Origin of the sequence: Streptomyces sp. RLB3-17 (genome assembly GCF_007113425.2) — a bacterium.
GTDB classification, from domain to species: domain Bacteria; phylum Actinomycetota; class Actinomycetes; order Streptomycetales; family Streptomycetaceae; genus Streptomyces; species Streptomyces mirabilis_D.
The window spans coordinates 289766-304727 of sequence record NZ_CP041610.2 but is presented as its reverse complement, the minus strand read 5'-3'; the positions used below and the strand labels follow the sequence as shown (position 1 = coordinate 304727).

Below are 14962 nucleotides of genomic sequence, written 5' to 3'. Positions count from 1 at the left end.
TGCGGCCCGGGAGGTCTTCCACCTGGTCAGATGGCTACAGCCAGGACCCCGCTCATAGGGGCGTCTGTGACAGGACAGGCGATGCAGAACCCCGGCTGGCGCGCGTCAGCCGGGGGGTCTCTGGGGGAGGCGGCGGTGGGCGCGTTCGCGGTGGTGCGCTCCGTTCGGCTGCAAGCCCTCGCGCGGGCGGAACAGGGAGCGACGGACGCTGGTGGGTGACGGGCCCGCCTGGTGGCACCACGGTTCTGACGGCCGCGCCGGGCGGGATCAGGCGGCAGTGTGGTGAGTGAGGATGTCCCTGATGTCGATGAGCCACTGGCGCAGTGGAACTCCCTTTGGAGGCGCGATGCGCAGACCGAGTACACGGGCGGCTTCCGTCAGGTCGTCGTCGTTCGGGTTGGCTGCGATGAACGCGTCAATGTCCGTGGCTGCGGCTCGGTGGTCCTCCGGGGACTCCAGAGCCAGGTAGTCGTCGACGGCCTCAGCGTGCGACTGGTACTCGGCGGAGAAGTCCTGGTGAAAGTAGGACCCCAGAAGATGGGCGAGCGCGGGGAACCGCTCACGCCACTCCCAGGCAGTCTGCGGGCGGTGGGTGGAACCGTCGGCCGGCGGCTTCGCGAGGAAGTGGCTGAGGTGATGGCGGATGACCCGCAGGCAGTCCTCGACGCTCACGCCTGACGGCGGTTCGATGTGCGGAAGGAGGTCGACGTCGTCGGCTACCTCGTCGCTGAACAGGCCGACGGCGAGCAGATCGTCGAGCTCGCGTACTGCGGCTGCCGCACGCTGGGGTTTGGCCGCGACGACACGCAGGTAGGAGGTGAGCGCTGCGCCGGGTGCTTCCATTGTGTCGTCGAATGTGTTGCCGCTCCATTCGTACGCCTGCAGGAGGTCGTGCAGTTCCGTGAAGCGGTCGTGGATGGGCGCCATGGGCTGTGGACCTGTCTGGTTGCGGTCTTACGAGGTGGCTTCGGGGTAGGAGGTCAGGACGCGGTAGCCCAGAGGGACGGTCGGGTCCTTCTTGAGGACGACTTTCGCCCCCGTCACCCATTCTGGGGGCAGTCCGTTCTTGAAGTGGGTGCGAGACAAGCTCATTCCGGTGGGCTCTCCCAGCTCGGCCGAAAAGTCCTTCTTCCCCGCCGGCTTCCCGTTGTTCAACCAGTCCTCGATCTGCTTCTGCCGCTTAAGGACTACCGCCTGGGTGTGCTTCTGGGCCGAGGCGTGGTCGATGTACCGGGAGGCGGCGTCCAGTTCAGGGTCGCCGCGCAGGCGGGCCCGGAGGTCCCGGGTGGTGACCTCGACGTGACGGGCCCCGGTATGCGCGCCGTTCTTGCCTTCGTCCGCTGCGAGGTCCGTCGTGTACTTCGGCTTCTGCGCCCCCTTGCGTTTGTTGCGTGGCCAGGCGTTGGGTTCGCCGTCGCCCTTCATGAGCAGGCCGAGGTCGTCGGCACTTGCCGTCAGTCCGCCGGGCAGCGCGACCTGGGGTTCGAGCCCGGCGACGCGGACGCCACCCAGCAGTTCTGTCCATCCGCCGGCGCCCCGCACGGCCCTCACGGTTGCGCCCCCGCCACCGAAAGCGCCACCGGTGAGGGCTCCGTAGAGCGCGGCCTGGCGTACCTCGTCGAGGCTGAGGCCCTTGCTCTCGCCCAGGGCGATGGACACCGGCTGGGTGAGGGCCAGGTCGACGGTGACAGACTCGATGCCCGCGAAGGCGGCGGTGGCGAGGGTCGTACCGGCGATGGTGGCGATCTCGGTGGAGACGGTGACGCCGAGGGTCGCGGCGAGTTCCACGATGGTGGCCGTGGCCGCCGTCGCGGCGGCCTCGGAGATGCCGAAGGTGAAGACGGCCAGTGCCGTGCCGGCGATGATCGTCGCGCCGACGATCTCCAGCTCGTGCTCCAGGCGCTTGACGGCGGCATGGACGACGTCGGCGTACTTGTCGAGCGCTTTGGCCATGTCACGGGCGCCGTCGATCATGTCCTGGAGCCAGCCGTGGCCGTCGTAGTAGTAGCGTCGCCAGTACGGGTCGTCGAAGGCGGAGATCGCCTCGCCCTTGTTGTGCTCGATGATGCCGCGGGCGGACTTGTGCGCCGCGGCCGTCACCTCTTCGATGTCGTCGGCGAAGTCTCGCCACGCCTTGGCCGCGTCGCGCAGCCCACCCTCGTCGGCATCCGGCCACCACATACCGGTGACGTCCTGGATGATCTCCTTGGCCTTGTCGGCGGCACCGCTCACTGCTGGGTGCCGTTTCCGTCGTGCGGGGTGGCCTTGATCTTGCTGAACATCGAGCGGACGAGTTCCTCGTTGTTGATGTGGCCGTCCGCCATGTCCGTCATCGCGTCGTGGATGCTGGCCAGGCCCTGGGCGAGGATGTCGGAGGCGTTCTCGATCTTCTTCACGTTCGGGCCGTACGCCTTGTGGAAGGCGTGGCCCTGATCGTCGTCGCCCCACGGCGAACCGGCCGCCGACAGTGCCAGTTTGAGCTTGGTCAGGGCCTTGGCGAGATCGGTGCTGTGCGTGTGGAAGTGCGGAGCCGTCTTCTTCAGATCGGCGATCTTGATGTCGAGTATCTCGCCGTCGCCGCCACTGCCCTTGTCGCCCATGGTGTTGCGCCCGTCCCCTCCGTTGCCTCACCAGCCCAAAGACCCTAAGTGGGCGGCAGGCTTCGCAGCTGAGAGCGGCGTCAAGCGGCGGTAAAGTTCCGTTCAAGATTACGCAGGGCAGGGCGGAGGGTGGGGCCGAGGGAGCAAATAGGCTCCGCCCCGTTCCCCTGAACCCGCACCCGAGCGCCCACCCGGATGCCTCAGTCTTCCGTGATCCGGTGGCCGCGTCGTTGGCGTGGCAGGGGCCCGCTGTTCGTGCGCGTACGCGGGCGAACACTCGGCACCACGCGATGCTGCTACGGATGAGAATTCAGCGGCATGCTGCAGGGCGGCCCGGGCCGAACGTGATCACCGGTGCCTACCGGGCCTCGTGGGACGTGCAGATGACGGTCGCGGGTGGGCGGGTGACCGCTGTGGTGTTCACGGAGGCGCCGCAGGCGCGCCGACTGGAGTGCGGGTTCGTCGGCGTCGACCGGAGCGGGCGGCAGTACCGGCAGCCGCCGTTTCCGCACATTGAGCCTGCGTACCGCGAGACTGAGCTTGAGATAAAACCTCTGGGCTCACCCAAGAAGGCAACGCAACCGACTTGTCCGACGAGCAGTGGGCGTTGATCGAGCCGCTGGTCACCGCGTGGAAGCAGGAGCGGGTGGCGCGGTCGGCGACCGGGGACCCGGGCTCCCGCGACCTGCGCGAGGTCATGAACGCGCTGCTCTACCCGAACCGGACGGGCTGTCAGCGGCGGCTCCTGCCACACGACCTCCCGGCCTGATCGGCGGTGTTCTACTATTTCACCTGTGGCGCCAGGACGGCCTTGATAGGCGGATCCAGGAGATCCTGCGCTGCCAGGTGCGGGAGCGGTCCAGACGATTAGAGGACCCGTCCCTGGTGATCATCGACACCCAGTCCGTCCGCGTGGCGGCCGGGGTGCCGAAGGCGACGACGGGACTGGACGCGAACGCGAAGACGCCCGGCAGGAAGCGGGGACTCGCCGTCAACGTGCTGGGCCTGATTTTGAGCGCGCCGCTTGTCTGCGTGCGCTGTTGTGGTCGGTTGGGATCAGGTTCCGGGGTGTTGCGTGAGGGGGATTGAGCATCTTCTGCGGCCACTGAGCGCGGCGGAGATGGCAGCTGGAGGATGGGCGGGTGCTGTCCCGGGCCCGGGGCCTGACTCATGATATTTCTGACCGAAGTGTCCCGCTGTCACAGTGTCGGCCGTTGGCCGGGGATGGTGCGTTGTCGGTACCGGACTGGCGGGGCGTGTCCCGATAGGGGCCTGCCGATCGCTGTGGCGTCCTCACGATTCTGACCGCCCGACGCGGCCCGGTACCGGCAACGCGACATGTCATAGGACCGGGAAGGGATCGGGTATGGCGAATTCGACCACGTCCAGTACGTCGCCTGCTCCGAAGTCCCGCCGTCGCCGCCCTGCGGGGGAGGTGGTGTTGGGAGTGGATACACATCGTGATGCCCATGTGGCTTCGGTGCTCTCCTTGACGGGGGCGGTGCTGGCCACCTACGAGTTCCCTGCCACCGCTGCCGGCTACCGGGATCTGCTGAAGTGGGCCAGGAAGTCGGGAGCCGTGAGACGGGTCGGGGTGGAGGGGACCGGCTCCTACGGGGCGTCCCTGACCCGCTATCTGCTGAGCCAGGGCGTGGACGTGTTTGACGTGAATTGGATGGACCGAGCGGATCGCCGTCGGCGTGGCAAATCGGATCCGCTCGATGCCCGGAACGCGGCGCGAGCCGTATTGAGCGGGCGGGCCTGTGCTCGGGCCAAATCAGGCGACGGGCCGGTGCAGATCGCCAGGATGCACAAACTCACGAAGGCGTCGGCCGTCAAAGCCCGCACCCAGGCCATCAACCAGCTCAAGGCCGTCCTCATCACCGCCGATCCCGCCATGCGGGAAGAGCTGGCCGGACTGGGCAATGCCGAACTCTTCCGTGTCTGTGCGCGGTTCGCCGACGCGAGCAGTTGCGAGGAGGCCGGCGAAGAGTCGGTGCTGCAGGCCACTCGGATCACGTTGAGTTGGCTGGCTCACCGGATTGGCCAGCTCTCCGAGCAGATCCGGGACGTGGAGACTCGTCTGGCCCGGCTCGTGGAATGTCATGCCCCGCAGCTGCTCGACGTGGTGGGGATCGGTCCGGACACGGCGGTCACGTTGCTGATCACGGTGGGGGACAACCCGGAACGGCTGGACAGTGAGGCATCGTTCGCCGCGCTGTGCGGGGTCAGTCCTGTCGAGCGCTCCTCGGGACGCCGGCAGGTCCGTCGCCTCAACCGCGGCGGCGACCGGCAGGCCAATGCCGCGCTCCATCGCATCGTGTTCACCCGCCTGCGGGTCGACCCGCGCACTCAGGACTACTACGAGCGTCGGATCAAGGAGGGCAAGACCCGTCGCGAAGTCGTCCGTTGCCTCATTGGGGAAGCATTGATGGTGCGGCCCAATCCACGGGGTCGTGACTCCCTCGGTGGGTGTTGGGGGACGGCCTCGTTGCCGTGCCGCGCTCGACGGCCAGTTTGAGTTTTGCCGCCCCTGACACGCCGGGGCCCCAGACCGGCGTCAAGGACATGCCCGACCGAGGGCCGAACAATGAGGAACCGGCAGCTGGGTCTCGCCACCTGCGGAGTAAACCGCCAACTCCGGCAGAAGGGCTGGGATTGATGTTCGTCGGATGGGACTGGGCCAGCGCCAGCCATGACGTGACCGTCAGTGACGACCGCGGCATCGTGATCGACCATTGGGCCTTCCAGCACAGCGAAGCCGACTTTGAGACTGCTTTGGCCCGGCCGGCCAGCGACGGCACCCCCGAACTGCCCGTCATCATCGAACGTTCCAGTGGGCTGGTCGTCGACCGCTTGCTCGAGGCCGGATACCCGGTCGTCCCCGTGCACCCCACCGCCTTCCACGCCGCCCGGCCTCGATGGGGCGCCTTCGGCGCCAAGTCCGATCCTGGTGACAGCTACAAACTCGCCGACTACCGGCGAACCGACGGCCACCGCCTGCGCCGCCTTGTGCCTGTCGACAGCGGCCTGCGAGAACTTCAAGCCCTCGTGCGCCTGCGCGACGACCACGTTCGCGCACGCACGGCGGCCGGCAACCAGCTCGGCGCCCTGCTCGAACAGCACTGGCCTGGGCCCAGGAACCTGTTCTGCTCGCTCGTCTCCGACATCGCCCTGAACTTCCTGACCGACTACCCCACCCCGCAGGCGGCCGCCCGACTCGGCGAAGCCCGCATGGCAGCCTTCTGCAAGCGCCATGCCTACCGCGGCGGCAAGCCGGCATCCGCCCTGCTGGCCCGGCTCCGCTCCGCTCCCGTCGCCCCGGTCAGCCTCCCCGCGTCCGTCCTCAGCGCGCTCATCACGGCACAGGTCCAGCTCCTGCGCAGTCTGCAGGCCACCATCACCCAGCTCGAGACGACCATCAAGAGGTGTCTCGCCAGGCACCCGCGCGCCGTCTTCCTCGCCCAGTTGCCTGGCGTGGGCACCATCAACCTCGCGCAGCTGCTTGCCGAGGTCGGCCCGATCCTCGACCGCGTCGAGTCCGCCGAACAGGCCGCCGCCGAGTGTGGAGCCGCACCGGTGACCAAGGCATCTGGGAAGGCACATGGCGTCTACTTCCGATGGGCCGCCAACACACGTGCCCGCAAGGTCGTCACCGCCTTCGCTCACAACTCCCGCATGCAATCACCCTGGGCCGCCGGCCTATACGCAAATGCCCGCGCACGCGGGAAACGCAACCCGCACGCCACCCGCATCGTCGCCCGCGCGTGGCTCCGCGTCATATGGGCCTGCTGGCACAACGCCACCCCCTACGACCCTGACAACCACCCCGCCGCCCAACGCCTCAAAGCCAGCTGACTTGACTCAGAGGACTCAAACGCTATGCGGCCCGAGAGGTCTTCCACCTGGTCAGATGGCTAGAGCCAGGACCCCGCTTATAGGGGCTGTCGTGAGCTCAGCTCGTGAAAGCGCGAGGCTAGAGCGGTTCCCGGAAACCGCAGTGGTGGGCTGGGGGGGGGGTGTTCTCGGTGAAGACTTGGCACCGCAGGCACGGACACCGGGCAGCCAGGCCACCCGTCGGGGCCCGCCGGATCCTCGGCCGGGCCGGGAAACGCGCCGGACTCGGGCTGGTGAAACCCCTGCCTTCCGCCACTTTGTCTCTGCTTTGGTGTTTCCACCCTCGGCGTCTGTGATCCGGTTTCTGCTCATCTCGGGGGCTGGGAGTCCGGGATGTCGAGCATCGGCCGTTGATCCCCAAGGGGATGCCCTTGCTCCTCGACGACGATCTGTGCTTCGAGGACGGTCCGGATTCGATGGACCGAGTTCCGCGCAGAGTCTCGTCAATCGCCCCTCAGGCAGCCAGTCCCTCTGCCAAGATTGTGGCAGGAGTGACGGGAGACCTGAGTGGACGAGCGGTTAGTGGTCGAGGTCGTCGGCGATCGGTCTGCCGACGAGCTTCGTTCGCTGCGTGACTGGCTGGTTGCCGAGGAGGAGCTGCGCGGCCGGGTGCGGCTGGAGTTGTCTCCGCCGGAGCCAGGAGCGCTGGGCTCAGCCGTGGCGGCACTGACCGTCGCGCTCGGCCCCGGGGGCGTGGCGACGGCTGCCGCGAGCGTGCTGATCTCCTGGCTGCGTCGGCGTACCGGCAACGTCTCAGTCAAGATGATCCGGCCAGACGGGACATCGACGGAGTTCAGGGTCACCAATGTCAGCGGCCTGGACGCGACGGAGGTACAGCGGATCACTGCCGAACTGTCCCGTTCCCTCGACCCCGTGGGCGATCGGGAAACCGGTGACGCGGGCTGACCTGCCCGGCGCGTCCTTGGCGACCGGGCTCGGCTCGCCCGGATCCCGCGCCCTACTCATCGGCACCGGACGTCACCTGCCCGGTTCCCAACTGCCGGACGTGCCCGCGGTGTCAGCCACCATCCAGGAGCTTGGTCGAACTCTGGTCGACAACTGCGGGGTGCGGCCAGAGAACCTTCTCCCGCCGCTGCTCGATCCGAGAGACCCGATCGAGTTCGGCAACGCCGTCGTCGCGGCCGCCAAACAGGCCGAGGACGTCTTGCTGCTCTACTACGTTGGCCACGGCTTGGTGAGCCCGGGCAACGAGCTCTACCTGGCCACGGCTGCGACGGACGACCTGGCCGAGGGGCTGGCGTTCAAGGCGCTGCCGTATCAGGCAGTGCGCGACGCCTTCAGCAACTGCCGGGCGCGCTCGATCATCGTGGTGCTGGACTGCTGCTTCGCCGGGCGCGCCCAAGGCTCCTTCGGTACTGCCGCGACTGATGCGTTCGCGCTGGCCTCGCTCAGCGGGAGCTACGTGCTGGCTTCTGCCTCGCGGGACGAACAGGCGCTGGTGATGCCGGACGAGCCGTACACGGCGTTCACTGGGGAGCTGCTGCGCTTCCTGCGCGAGGGTGACCCGGGCGGCCCACCGGGACTCACAATTGAGGGCGCCTACCGGCATCTGCGCCGTGTCCTGCCGCTTCGGCACCTGCCCGCACCGGAGCGGCACCTCAGTGGCCGGGCCGGCGACCTGGTACTGGCGGCCAACCCGGTCGCCGCACCTCTGCACACGCCGTCAGCAACCCGTGCATCCTCAGAGCGACTCGACGAACAAGTTTGCCCGTATCCGGGCCTCGATCCGTTCACCGCCGACGACGCCAGGTTCTTCTTCGGCCGAGACCAGGTCACCGCTGAGTTGCTCACGAGGCTGGCCGATTGGTCGCAGGACGGTGGTCCGGTCGCGCTGGTGGGGCTGTCCGGCGCCGGGAAGTCCTCGCTGCTGCGCGCGGGCTTGCTGCCCGCCGTCAAACGCGGCGAGCTCCCACTGCCCGGAGCAGGTACCTGGCCGCAGTTCATCCTTACCCCCGGCGAACATCCGCTCGAAAACCTGGCCGGCCAGCTGGCCGGCCCGACCGGATACTCGAAAGCCGAACTGACCGCCGTGCTGTGCGCAGACCCGACCCGCTCGGCCGGCCTAATCCGTCGCGCGTTGCACCGGCAGGGCAGCGGCCAGGACGTACCCGGCGGCCGGCTGCTGCTCGTCGTGGACCAGTTCGAGGAAGTGTTCACCGCTTGCCAGGATGAGGACGAACGGCGGCGCTTCATCGCGGCGATCTGCTCAGCCGCGGCGAGCGACGAGGCGGCCGCCAGCGCACCGGCCCTGGTCGTGCTCGGAATCCGAGCGGATTTCTACCCGTCCTGTCTGGCGTACCCCGAGTTGGTCGGCGTGCTCAAGCACCGCCACTTCCCAGTCGAGCCCATGACGCCAGAGCAGCTCCGCCAGGCGATCGAGAAACCCGCCGAAGTGGCCGGGCTGGAGCTGGAAACAGGTCTGGCCGACACCCTGCTGCGCGACCTGCGCGCCGACCGCGAGTTCGCTGGCGGCACCCTCCCGCTGCTCTCCTACGCGCTCTGGCTCACCTGGGGCTGCCGCGAGGGCCAGACACTGACCCTTGCTGGGTACGGCGCAACCGGCGGGATCTGGGATGCGATCACCCAACAGGCCGATCTCACCTACGACAGCCTGACCCCGGACTCCCGGCGAGCCGCCAAGCTGATGCTGCTCCGCATGGTCCGGATCAGCGAGAGCACCGAAGACACCCGTCGACGGCTCAACCTCACCGACCTGCTGGCCCAACGCCCGCCGGATGAAGCCGCTGCCATCGCCGCCGCCCGCGACGCGCTCGCCCGCGCGCGCTTGATCACCCTCGACGGCGACACCGCCCAGATCGCCCACGAGGCGCTGCTGCGCGCCTGGGATCGACTGCGCGGCTGGATCGACACCAGCCGCGCAGCCCTGCTCGTCCAGCAGAAGCTTCTGGACGCAGCAGAGTCCTGGGAGAGAGACGGACGCGACCCGAGTGGTCTCTATCGCGGAAGCCAACTGGAACTGATTCGAGACCAGTTCGGCGACATCGGCCAGAATGACAGCCAACTGGGCGAGTTGGCAGCCGAGTTCTTCGCCGTCAGCGTACGAGCCGACCGGCGACGCCGCCGCTTACGGACGGGAACAGTCCTCACGCTGATCGTTTTACTGGTGGCGTCACTCCTGGCGACCGGCTTCGCCGTGAAGGGTCGCAGCGACGCGCAGAAGCAACAACGCTTCGCGGTTGCAGAGGCGTTGGTGCGCGACGCGGACTCTGCCCGAGCCAACGACCCGCGGCTGGCTCTGCAGCTCGGCATCGCGGCCGACCGGCTGGACCACAGTCCCGCGACGACCGCGAACCTCCTCAGTAGCCTGTTCACCCCCTATGCCAGCACCCTGTCGGGACACACCGCCGCCGTGACCGGTGCCGCGTTCGCACCCGGCGGGCGGACGCTGGCCACCGCAAGCCAGGACGGCACCGTCGTCTTGTGGGACACCAGCGCCCCCCAGCACGCCCGGATGCTCGGCCGGCCGCTGCCGGGCCCCAGCTACGGGGTGTACACCGTGGCGTTCAGCCCCGATGGGCATGTCCTCGCGGCTGGTGGCACCGACGGAGCTGGGAAAACCGTACAGATGTGGGACGTGAGTTTCCCCGGACAACCGCGCCGTATCGGTGAGCCGTTGACCGGCCCGGCCAACGTCCACACGGTGAGCTTCGCGCCGGACGGGCACATGCTGGCGGCGGGTGCGGCGGACGGCAAAGTCTGGCTATGGGACACCAGCGACCCCCAACATGCTCACTTGCTTGGAAAGCCCCTGACAGCCCAAAACGCGGACATGTCGTCCATGGCGTTCAGCCCCGATGGGCACGTGCTCGTGACCGGCAACGCCAACGGGACTGCGGTGCTGTGGGACGTAACCGATCGCGCTCACCCCCGGCGGTTGAAGAGCCCGATCAGCCACTCGGGAGGGGTGACCGCCCTCGGCTTCACCCCCGACGGTCGTACGCTTGTTGCCGGCGGCGGAGATGGAAAGGCCGACCTCTGGAACGCCAGCGATCCGAGCCACCCCACCTGGGTGAGCCAAATCTATGCCGGAGATGCCCCGGTGAAGGCACTGGAAGTCTTCCGGCACCAGATCGACGTTGCACTGGCCGACCATTACACGACCGTGTGGGACACCTCGGATCCAGCCGCTCCCCGCATGACCGGCAGTTCAATCACCGGGGCGTCCAACTGGACCGGCGCAGTGGCGTTCGCCCCGCATGGCGCCCTGCTCGCCACCGGGAGCGCCGACAATACGGTGATCTTGTGGCAAAGCAAGACCGACAACGGCAGCGTTCCTCTCTCCGCCCGCCTCGGAGGCAATGCTGGTGGTGTGCAAGCCATGGCGCTCCGCCCGGACGGCCGTGCGGCGGCCACCGGCAGCGTGGACGGCAAGGTGACCCTTTGGGACCTGACCGATCCGAAGCATCCCAGAGGGATCACACCCAAGACCGCGCGCCATGCCAATAGGGTGTTCGGGATGGCGTTCAGTCCCGACGGACGCGTGCTGGCCAGCGGCAGCCTGGACCGCACCGTGCTCCTCTGGGACACCAGCGACCTGCACCATCTCCGGAAGATCGAACAGTTCACCGCCAACAACGGCGGAGTCGACGGGCTGGCCTTCAGCCCGGTGGGGCATACCCTCGCCACCGTCGGCGGGGATGCCGCGGTCACGATCTGGGACACGTCAGACCCGTCCCGTCCCCGGCAGATCGGCCGGCCGCTCACGGGCCACCGCGCAGGTGTAGACGCGGTCGCGTTCAGTCCCGACGGGCACACCTTGGCCACCGGGAGCTGGGATGGTACGGCCAGACTGTGGAACATCGACAATTTGGCTCAGCCGCACCAACTGGGTAAGCCACTCGCTGGCCACACCAACTGGGTTTCCTCCGTGGCCTTCAGTCCCGATGGTCACACACTGGCAACCGGCAGCCTGGACTCCAGCATCATCCTCTGGGACACCACCAACCCGGCCAAGTGGCACCATCTCGGCTCGCCGCTCGTCCAACACAACAGCTGGGTCCTCGGACTGGCCTTCGGCCCTGACGGACACACCCTGGTGTCCGGCAGCGCCGACCAGACAGCGATCCTCTGGGACGTCACAGACCCGGTCCACCCCTACGATCTAGGCGTGGTCGGCAGTCACCACACCGACGCGGTCACGTCCGTGGCGATCAGCGCCGACGACAGGACGCTGCTGACCGCCTCCGCGGACGGCACCGTCAATCTGAACAGCCTTGCGGAGCTCAACGAGGCGCGCGCCCACGCCCTCGACCGCGCCTGCACCCGGGCCGCTCAGGGGCTGAACGCCGAGCAATGGGCCCGCTACGTCCCCGGTCTGAAGTACCAGCGCACCTGCTGACCTATGTGGAATCGGGCGGGTCTAGCCTGCAGTCATGCCCCCCATCTCGTGGGGCAAGTTCCCCACTGTCGCAGAACATCAACTGGACTGTCGGTGGCTGCAGTTCACGGCGAACGTCGGTCGGGCACCGAACACGATCGACGCATGCCCGCGCCGCCGGGGCCGGGCACGGCCGCCGTGGGATCCGCCGTCTGAAGGTCTGCACCGTCCGTCCCGGCCTGCTCTTCCCGCACGCTGTCCAGGCCATGCAGATCAAGCGCCGCCGCACCCACCACAAGACGGCAAGGTCGAGACGAAGACCGTCTACGCGATTACCAGCCTCCCGCCCGAACAGGCGAGCGCGCCACAACTCGCCGAACTCGCGCAGAACCACTGGTCGGTTGAGGCCCTGCACCACATCCGAGATGTCACATACGCCGAGGACGCCTCACGAATACGCACCGGCGCCACACTCCGCGCCATGGCCACCCTGCGCAACCTTGCCATCGGACTCATGCGCCAAGCAGGCTGGACCAACATCGCCGCCGCAGCCGATCACTACCGGTCACGCCCCCAGCACGCGGCCGCCATGCTCCGGCTCACAGCCTGAGAACGCATCGCCCCTGGGACCAGCTGGCTCAGGCCCACCCGTTTTCACGATATTCATCCGCCCATGCCTGCCAAGCGGCCTCCGGATCGCCGCCCGCAGCTGCGAGACGCTCGTCGGCGTCGGGGAGCCCATGGGCTTCAGCAGCGGTGAAGAACCCGTTCGTGGCGTCCACATGCGGCTGCGCCTTGGCGCGCAACGGCGATGTCTTGTCCCATATGTGCCAGCGGCCCTCACAGACCGGATCGAGCCCATAGGTCGCCTCGGCCGGGAAACCGGGGACCTTGACCCTCTCGGGCCGCGGTCCCGCCGACAGGTCGCGCCCGCATCGGGGGCAGTGTCTGGGATCCTGCATGGGATGAATGCCCATTGATGTCTCCTTGCGGCGTTCCGTTTGTCCGGTGCGTCTTTTCGGGGAGCCTCACCCGGGTACGGTGATCCGCCATCCACACTCGTCCACGCGACTGTCGACGCACGACAGGAGGCGCCACGTGCTGGGCGTCCACGCGAAGACGGCATCCTGACCGAGACTCCGGCCGAGTTCGCGTGCTTCTGCCTCGCTGAGTCCGACCACAGCGGCGCTCTTCTCGATGTGCACGCCATCGGGGTCGCCCCCTGCCGCGGGCCACCAGGTGACGGAGCGTCTGTTGAGGTCGTCCAGCAGTACGTTGTGGTAACGCTCATTCTTCTCGACGGGGACCGTACGGCCTCCGGGGTTGAACGCCGTGATCACATGAATGGTCCGGTGCGACCGTTCCGGAAAGAAACCGCCGCCCGCGCCAAGGGGACTCGGCACGACACGCAGGGTGTGGTTTCCGAACCGGATGTCAACGACTGCCCGCTGATAGTGCGCCCACTGCTGGGCGGCAATCGGCGTCGCGAAGGCATGCATGAGGTCCCCTCTCCCGAGAGACCGTGGCTGGTCGACGCGCTGATGCGCAGCTTCGGTTTCCGCCGCGCCTGTCGCCGTCGTTCGGGTGCGCGGAACCGGGCTGAACCCGGGACCTCGCCCCAGCCTCCACCGGATGGCCGTCGCCTGTTTCGGTGAACATAGGCCCCATGGAACGTCTGCTGTACCTCAACCGCACGCTCGATGAGCTGGACCCACCCCGGTGGGTGCCTCCTGCCGCTGACGCGACCCACTTGGTGCGCACCGTGCATGAGTTGCGGCGTGTGCCTCTGGGTGAACTCAGTGCGGCGGATCTGCGCACTCTCCTTTCACAGCAGGTGGCACTGCCCTACGTCCTTCCACTCGCCGTGCGCTTGCTGCTCGAGGAGCCGCTGCTCGACGCCTGCTTCTACGAGGGCGACCTGCTGCTCGCTGCCGTCAACGCCCCTGCTTCGGCCTGGGCCTTGCTGCCAGAGCCCGGCGCGCGGCTGCGGGCCGTGATCACGACACTGCCGGAGGCAATGACCGTCGGCCTGCCCCGCGGTGCCGCCGAGGATCTTGCCCGCTTCGTCGCGTGACCCGAGACGCTTCGCTGACCGTCGCGCTACACGTCGCCCGGTGACGAGCGCTGCCGTCAACCGGGACGTTTCCTACAAGTTTCGGCCCTCGTGGCACGATGTGGTCCAGCGGCATGCAGGCCCCCGCTATAGGGGCCGTGAAAGAGGGCGCGCTGCGGGACCCCCGCGAGCTAGGGCGTGTGTCGAAAGTGGATCTTGGATGTGTGATGATCTTAAATCGTGTCGCGTGGAGATCTGACGAACGAGCAATGGGCGGTGCTGGAGCCGCTGTTACCCAAGGGAAAGAAGCAGGGCCGACCGCCGATATGGACCCGGCGGCAGCTGATCGATGGCATACGGTTCCGGGTCCGCACGGGCATCCCCTGGCGGGATGTGCCCGACGAGTACGGGCCGTGGGCGCGGTCGTACGACCTGTTCCGTCGCTGGCAGCGGGACGGCACCTGGCAGCGCATCTTCACCGCGCTGCAGACCCGCGCCGATGCCAAGGACCTGATCACCTGGGACCTCAACGTCGACTCCACGGTCTGCCGGGCCCACCAGCACGCGGCTGGAGCCCGCAAAAGGCGGACCTGCAGAAGGAGCCGCCCGGCGGAGTCGCCGCCGAGCCTGACGATCACGGCCTCGGGGCGCTCGCGCGGCGACTCCCCGCAATTTGAGGCCGTACTGGGCCGCATCCGGGTACGCCGGCTGGGGCCGGGCCGCCCCCGCGTGCGCCCGCGAAGAGTCCGCGCCGACAAAGCGTACGCCTCCCGCAAGAACCGCGCCTACCTGCGCCGACGCGGAATCCGGTGCACCATCCCGGATAAGGCCGACCAGGCGGCGAACCGCAAGAAGCGCGGCTCGCGCGGTGGCCAGCCGCCGACGTTCGACAAGACCGACTACAAGGCGAGGCACGCGGTCGAGTGCGGCATCAATCGCCTCAAACGACACCGAGCCGTCGCTACCAGATACGACTGTGAGGATGTTGCGGTGCAGCCTTGGGCGGTGGTCTGGCCCGCGATACGACTGGCCTTGCTGCCTTGCGTTTGATCT

Annotated in this window: 12 protein-coding genes and 2 pseudogenes; 9 read left to right on the top strand and 5 right to left on the bottom strand. The window is 68.0% G+C overall.

Translation table 11 applies throughout. The features are described 5' to 3' along the window. Positions 1-267: 267 nt before the first annotated feature. The 3 genes from FNV62_RS01590 to FNV62_RS01580 are packed head-to-tail and all read right to left on the bottom strand — an operon-like array spanning position 268 to position 2600. Positions 268-927 (bottom strand): contact-dependent growth inhibition system immunity protein, encoded by a 660-nt coding sequence (locus FNV62_RS01590; RefSeq protein ID WP_067362492.1) that lies wholly within the window; start codon positions 925-927, stop codon positions 268-270. A 27-nt stretch (positions 928-954) separates the two neighbouring features. Continuing rightward, a complete protein-coding gene (locus FNV62_RS01585; RefSeq protein WP_164331475.1) occupies positions 955-2232 on the bottom strand; it encodes an RNase A-like domain-containing protein in 1278 nt (425 codons plus the stop codon). Then, on the bottom strand, positions 2229-2600 hold the full coding sequence (locus FNV62_RS01580; protein WP_143611909.1) for a hypothetical protein: 372 nt from the start codon (positions 2598-2600) through the stop codon (positions 2229-2231). The genes FNV62_RS01585 and FNV62_RS01580 overlap by 4 nt, the downstream gene beginning before the upstream one ends. A gap of 586 nt (positions 2601-3186) precedes the next feature. On the opposite strand from FNV62_RS01580, the pseudogene FNV62_RS01575 reads away from it, so the two are divergent. From FNV62_RS01575 to FNV62_RS56905, 7 genes and pseudogenes are all read left to right on the top strand, one after another. Further along, a pseudogene (locus FNV62_RS01575) lies at positions 3187-3614 on the top strand (transposase); the annotation flags it as partial. 433 nt (positions 3615-4047) lie between these two features. Further along, positions 4048-5121 carry an IS110 family transposase gene (locus FNV62_RS01570; RefSeq protein ID WP_240361104.1) on the top strand — a complete coding sequence of 358 codons (1074 nt, stop codon included), beginning with the start codon at positions 4048-4050 and terminating at the stop codon, positions 5119-5121. A 140-nt stretch (positions 5122-5261) separates the two neighbouring features. Continuing rightward, positions 5262-6458, top strand: coding sequence for an IS110 family transposase (locus FNV62_RS01565; RefSeq protein WP_143611908.1), 1197 nt, complete (start codon positions 5262-5264; stop codon positions 6456-6458). Between the two features lie 546 nt (positions 6459-7004). Continuing rightward, a complete protein-coding gene (locus FNV62_RS01560) occupies positions 7005-7403 on the top strand; it encodes an effector-associated constant component EACC1 (RefSeq protein WP_205523104.1) in 399 nt (132 codons plus the stop codon). Then, positions 7303-11877, top strand: a complete 4575-nt coding sequence (locus tag FNV62_RS01555) for a caspase, EACC1-associated type (protein WP_143611907.1) — start codon at positions 7303-7305, stop codon at positions 11875-11877. The genes FNV62_RS01560 and FNV62_RS01555 overlap by 101 nt, the downstream gene beginning before the upstream one ends. Before the next feature lie 34 nt (positions 11878-11911). Continuing rightward, positions 11912-12304, top strand: a pseudogene (locus FNV62_RS01550) (hypothetical protein); the annotation flags it as partial. A 33-nt stretch (positions 12305-12337) separates the two neighbouring features. Beyond that, on the top strand, positions 12338-12466 hold the full coding sequence (locus FNV62_RS56905) for a hypothetical protein (protein ID WP_263986833.1): 129 nt from the start codon (positions 12338-12340) through the stop codon (positions 12464-12466). Positions 12467-12494: 28 nt separating this feature from the next. Here the strand turns inward: FNV62_RS56905 and FNV62_RS01545 are convergent, their stop codons facing one another. After that, positions 12495-12833, bottom strand: coding sequence for a hypothetical protein (locus tag FNV62_RS01545; protein ID WP_143611905.1), 339 nt, complete (start codon positions 12831-12833; stop codon positions 12495-12497). A gap of 51 nt (positions 12834-12884) precedes the next feature. After that, positions 12885-13259: a DUF3293 domain-containing protein gene (locus FNV62_RS01540; RefSeq protein ID WP_164331473.1), complete on the bottom strand. Its 375-nt coding sequence runs from the start codon at positions 13257-13259 to the stop codon at positions 12885-12887. A gap of 263 nt (positions 13260-13522) precedes the next feature. Between FNV62_RS01540 and FNV62_RS01535 the strand changes: the two genes are divergently transcribed. Next, on the top strand, positions 13523-13930 hold the full coding sequence (locus FNV62_RS01535; protein WP_143654066.1) for a contact-dependent growth inhibition system immunity protein: 408 nt from the start codon (positions 13523-13525) through the stop codon (positions 13928-13930). Positions 13931-14149: 219 nt separating this feature from the next. Further along, a complete protein-coding gene (locus FNV62_RS01530) occupies positions 14150-14959 on the top strand; it encodes an IS5 family transposase (RefSeq protein WP_225900086.1) in 810 nt (269 codons plus the stop codon). The last annotated feature ends 3 nt before the right edge of the window (positions 14960-14962 follow it).

Bases quoted from the DNA above. Each gene is read 5' to 3' on its own strand.
- FNV62_RS01555 (WP_143611907.1), top strand. From the start codon at position 7,303: ATGTCAGCGGCCTGGACGCGACGGAGGTACAGCGGATCACTGCCGAAC.
- FNV62_RS01580 (WP_143611909.1), bottom strand. From the start codon at position 2,600: ATGGGCGACAAGGGCAGTGGCGGCGACGGCGAGATACTCGACATCAAG.
- FNV62_RS01590 (WP_067362492.1), bottom strand. From the start codon at position 927: ATGGCGCCCATCCACGACCGCTTCACGGAACTGCACGACCTCCTGCAG.
- FNV62_RS56905 (WP_263986833.1), top strand. From the start codon at position 12,338: ATGGCCACCCTGCGCAACCTTGCCATCGGACTCATGCGCCAAGCAGGC.
- FNV62_RS01545 (WP_143611905.1), bottom strand. From the start codon at position 12,833: ATGGGCATTCATCCCATGCAGGATCCCAGACACTGCCCCCGATGCGGG.
- FNV62_RS01535 (WP_143654066.1), top strand. From the start codon at position 13,523: ATGGAACGTCTGCTGTACCTCAACCGCACGCTCGATGAGCTGGACCCA.
- FNV62_RS01565 (WP_143611908.1), top strand. From the start codon at position 5,262: ATGTTCGTCGGATGGGACTGGGCCAGCGCCAGCCATGACGTGACCGTC.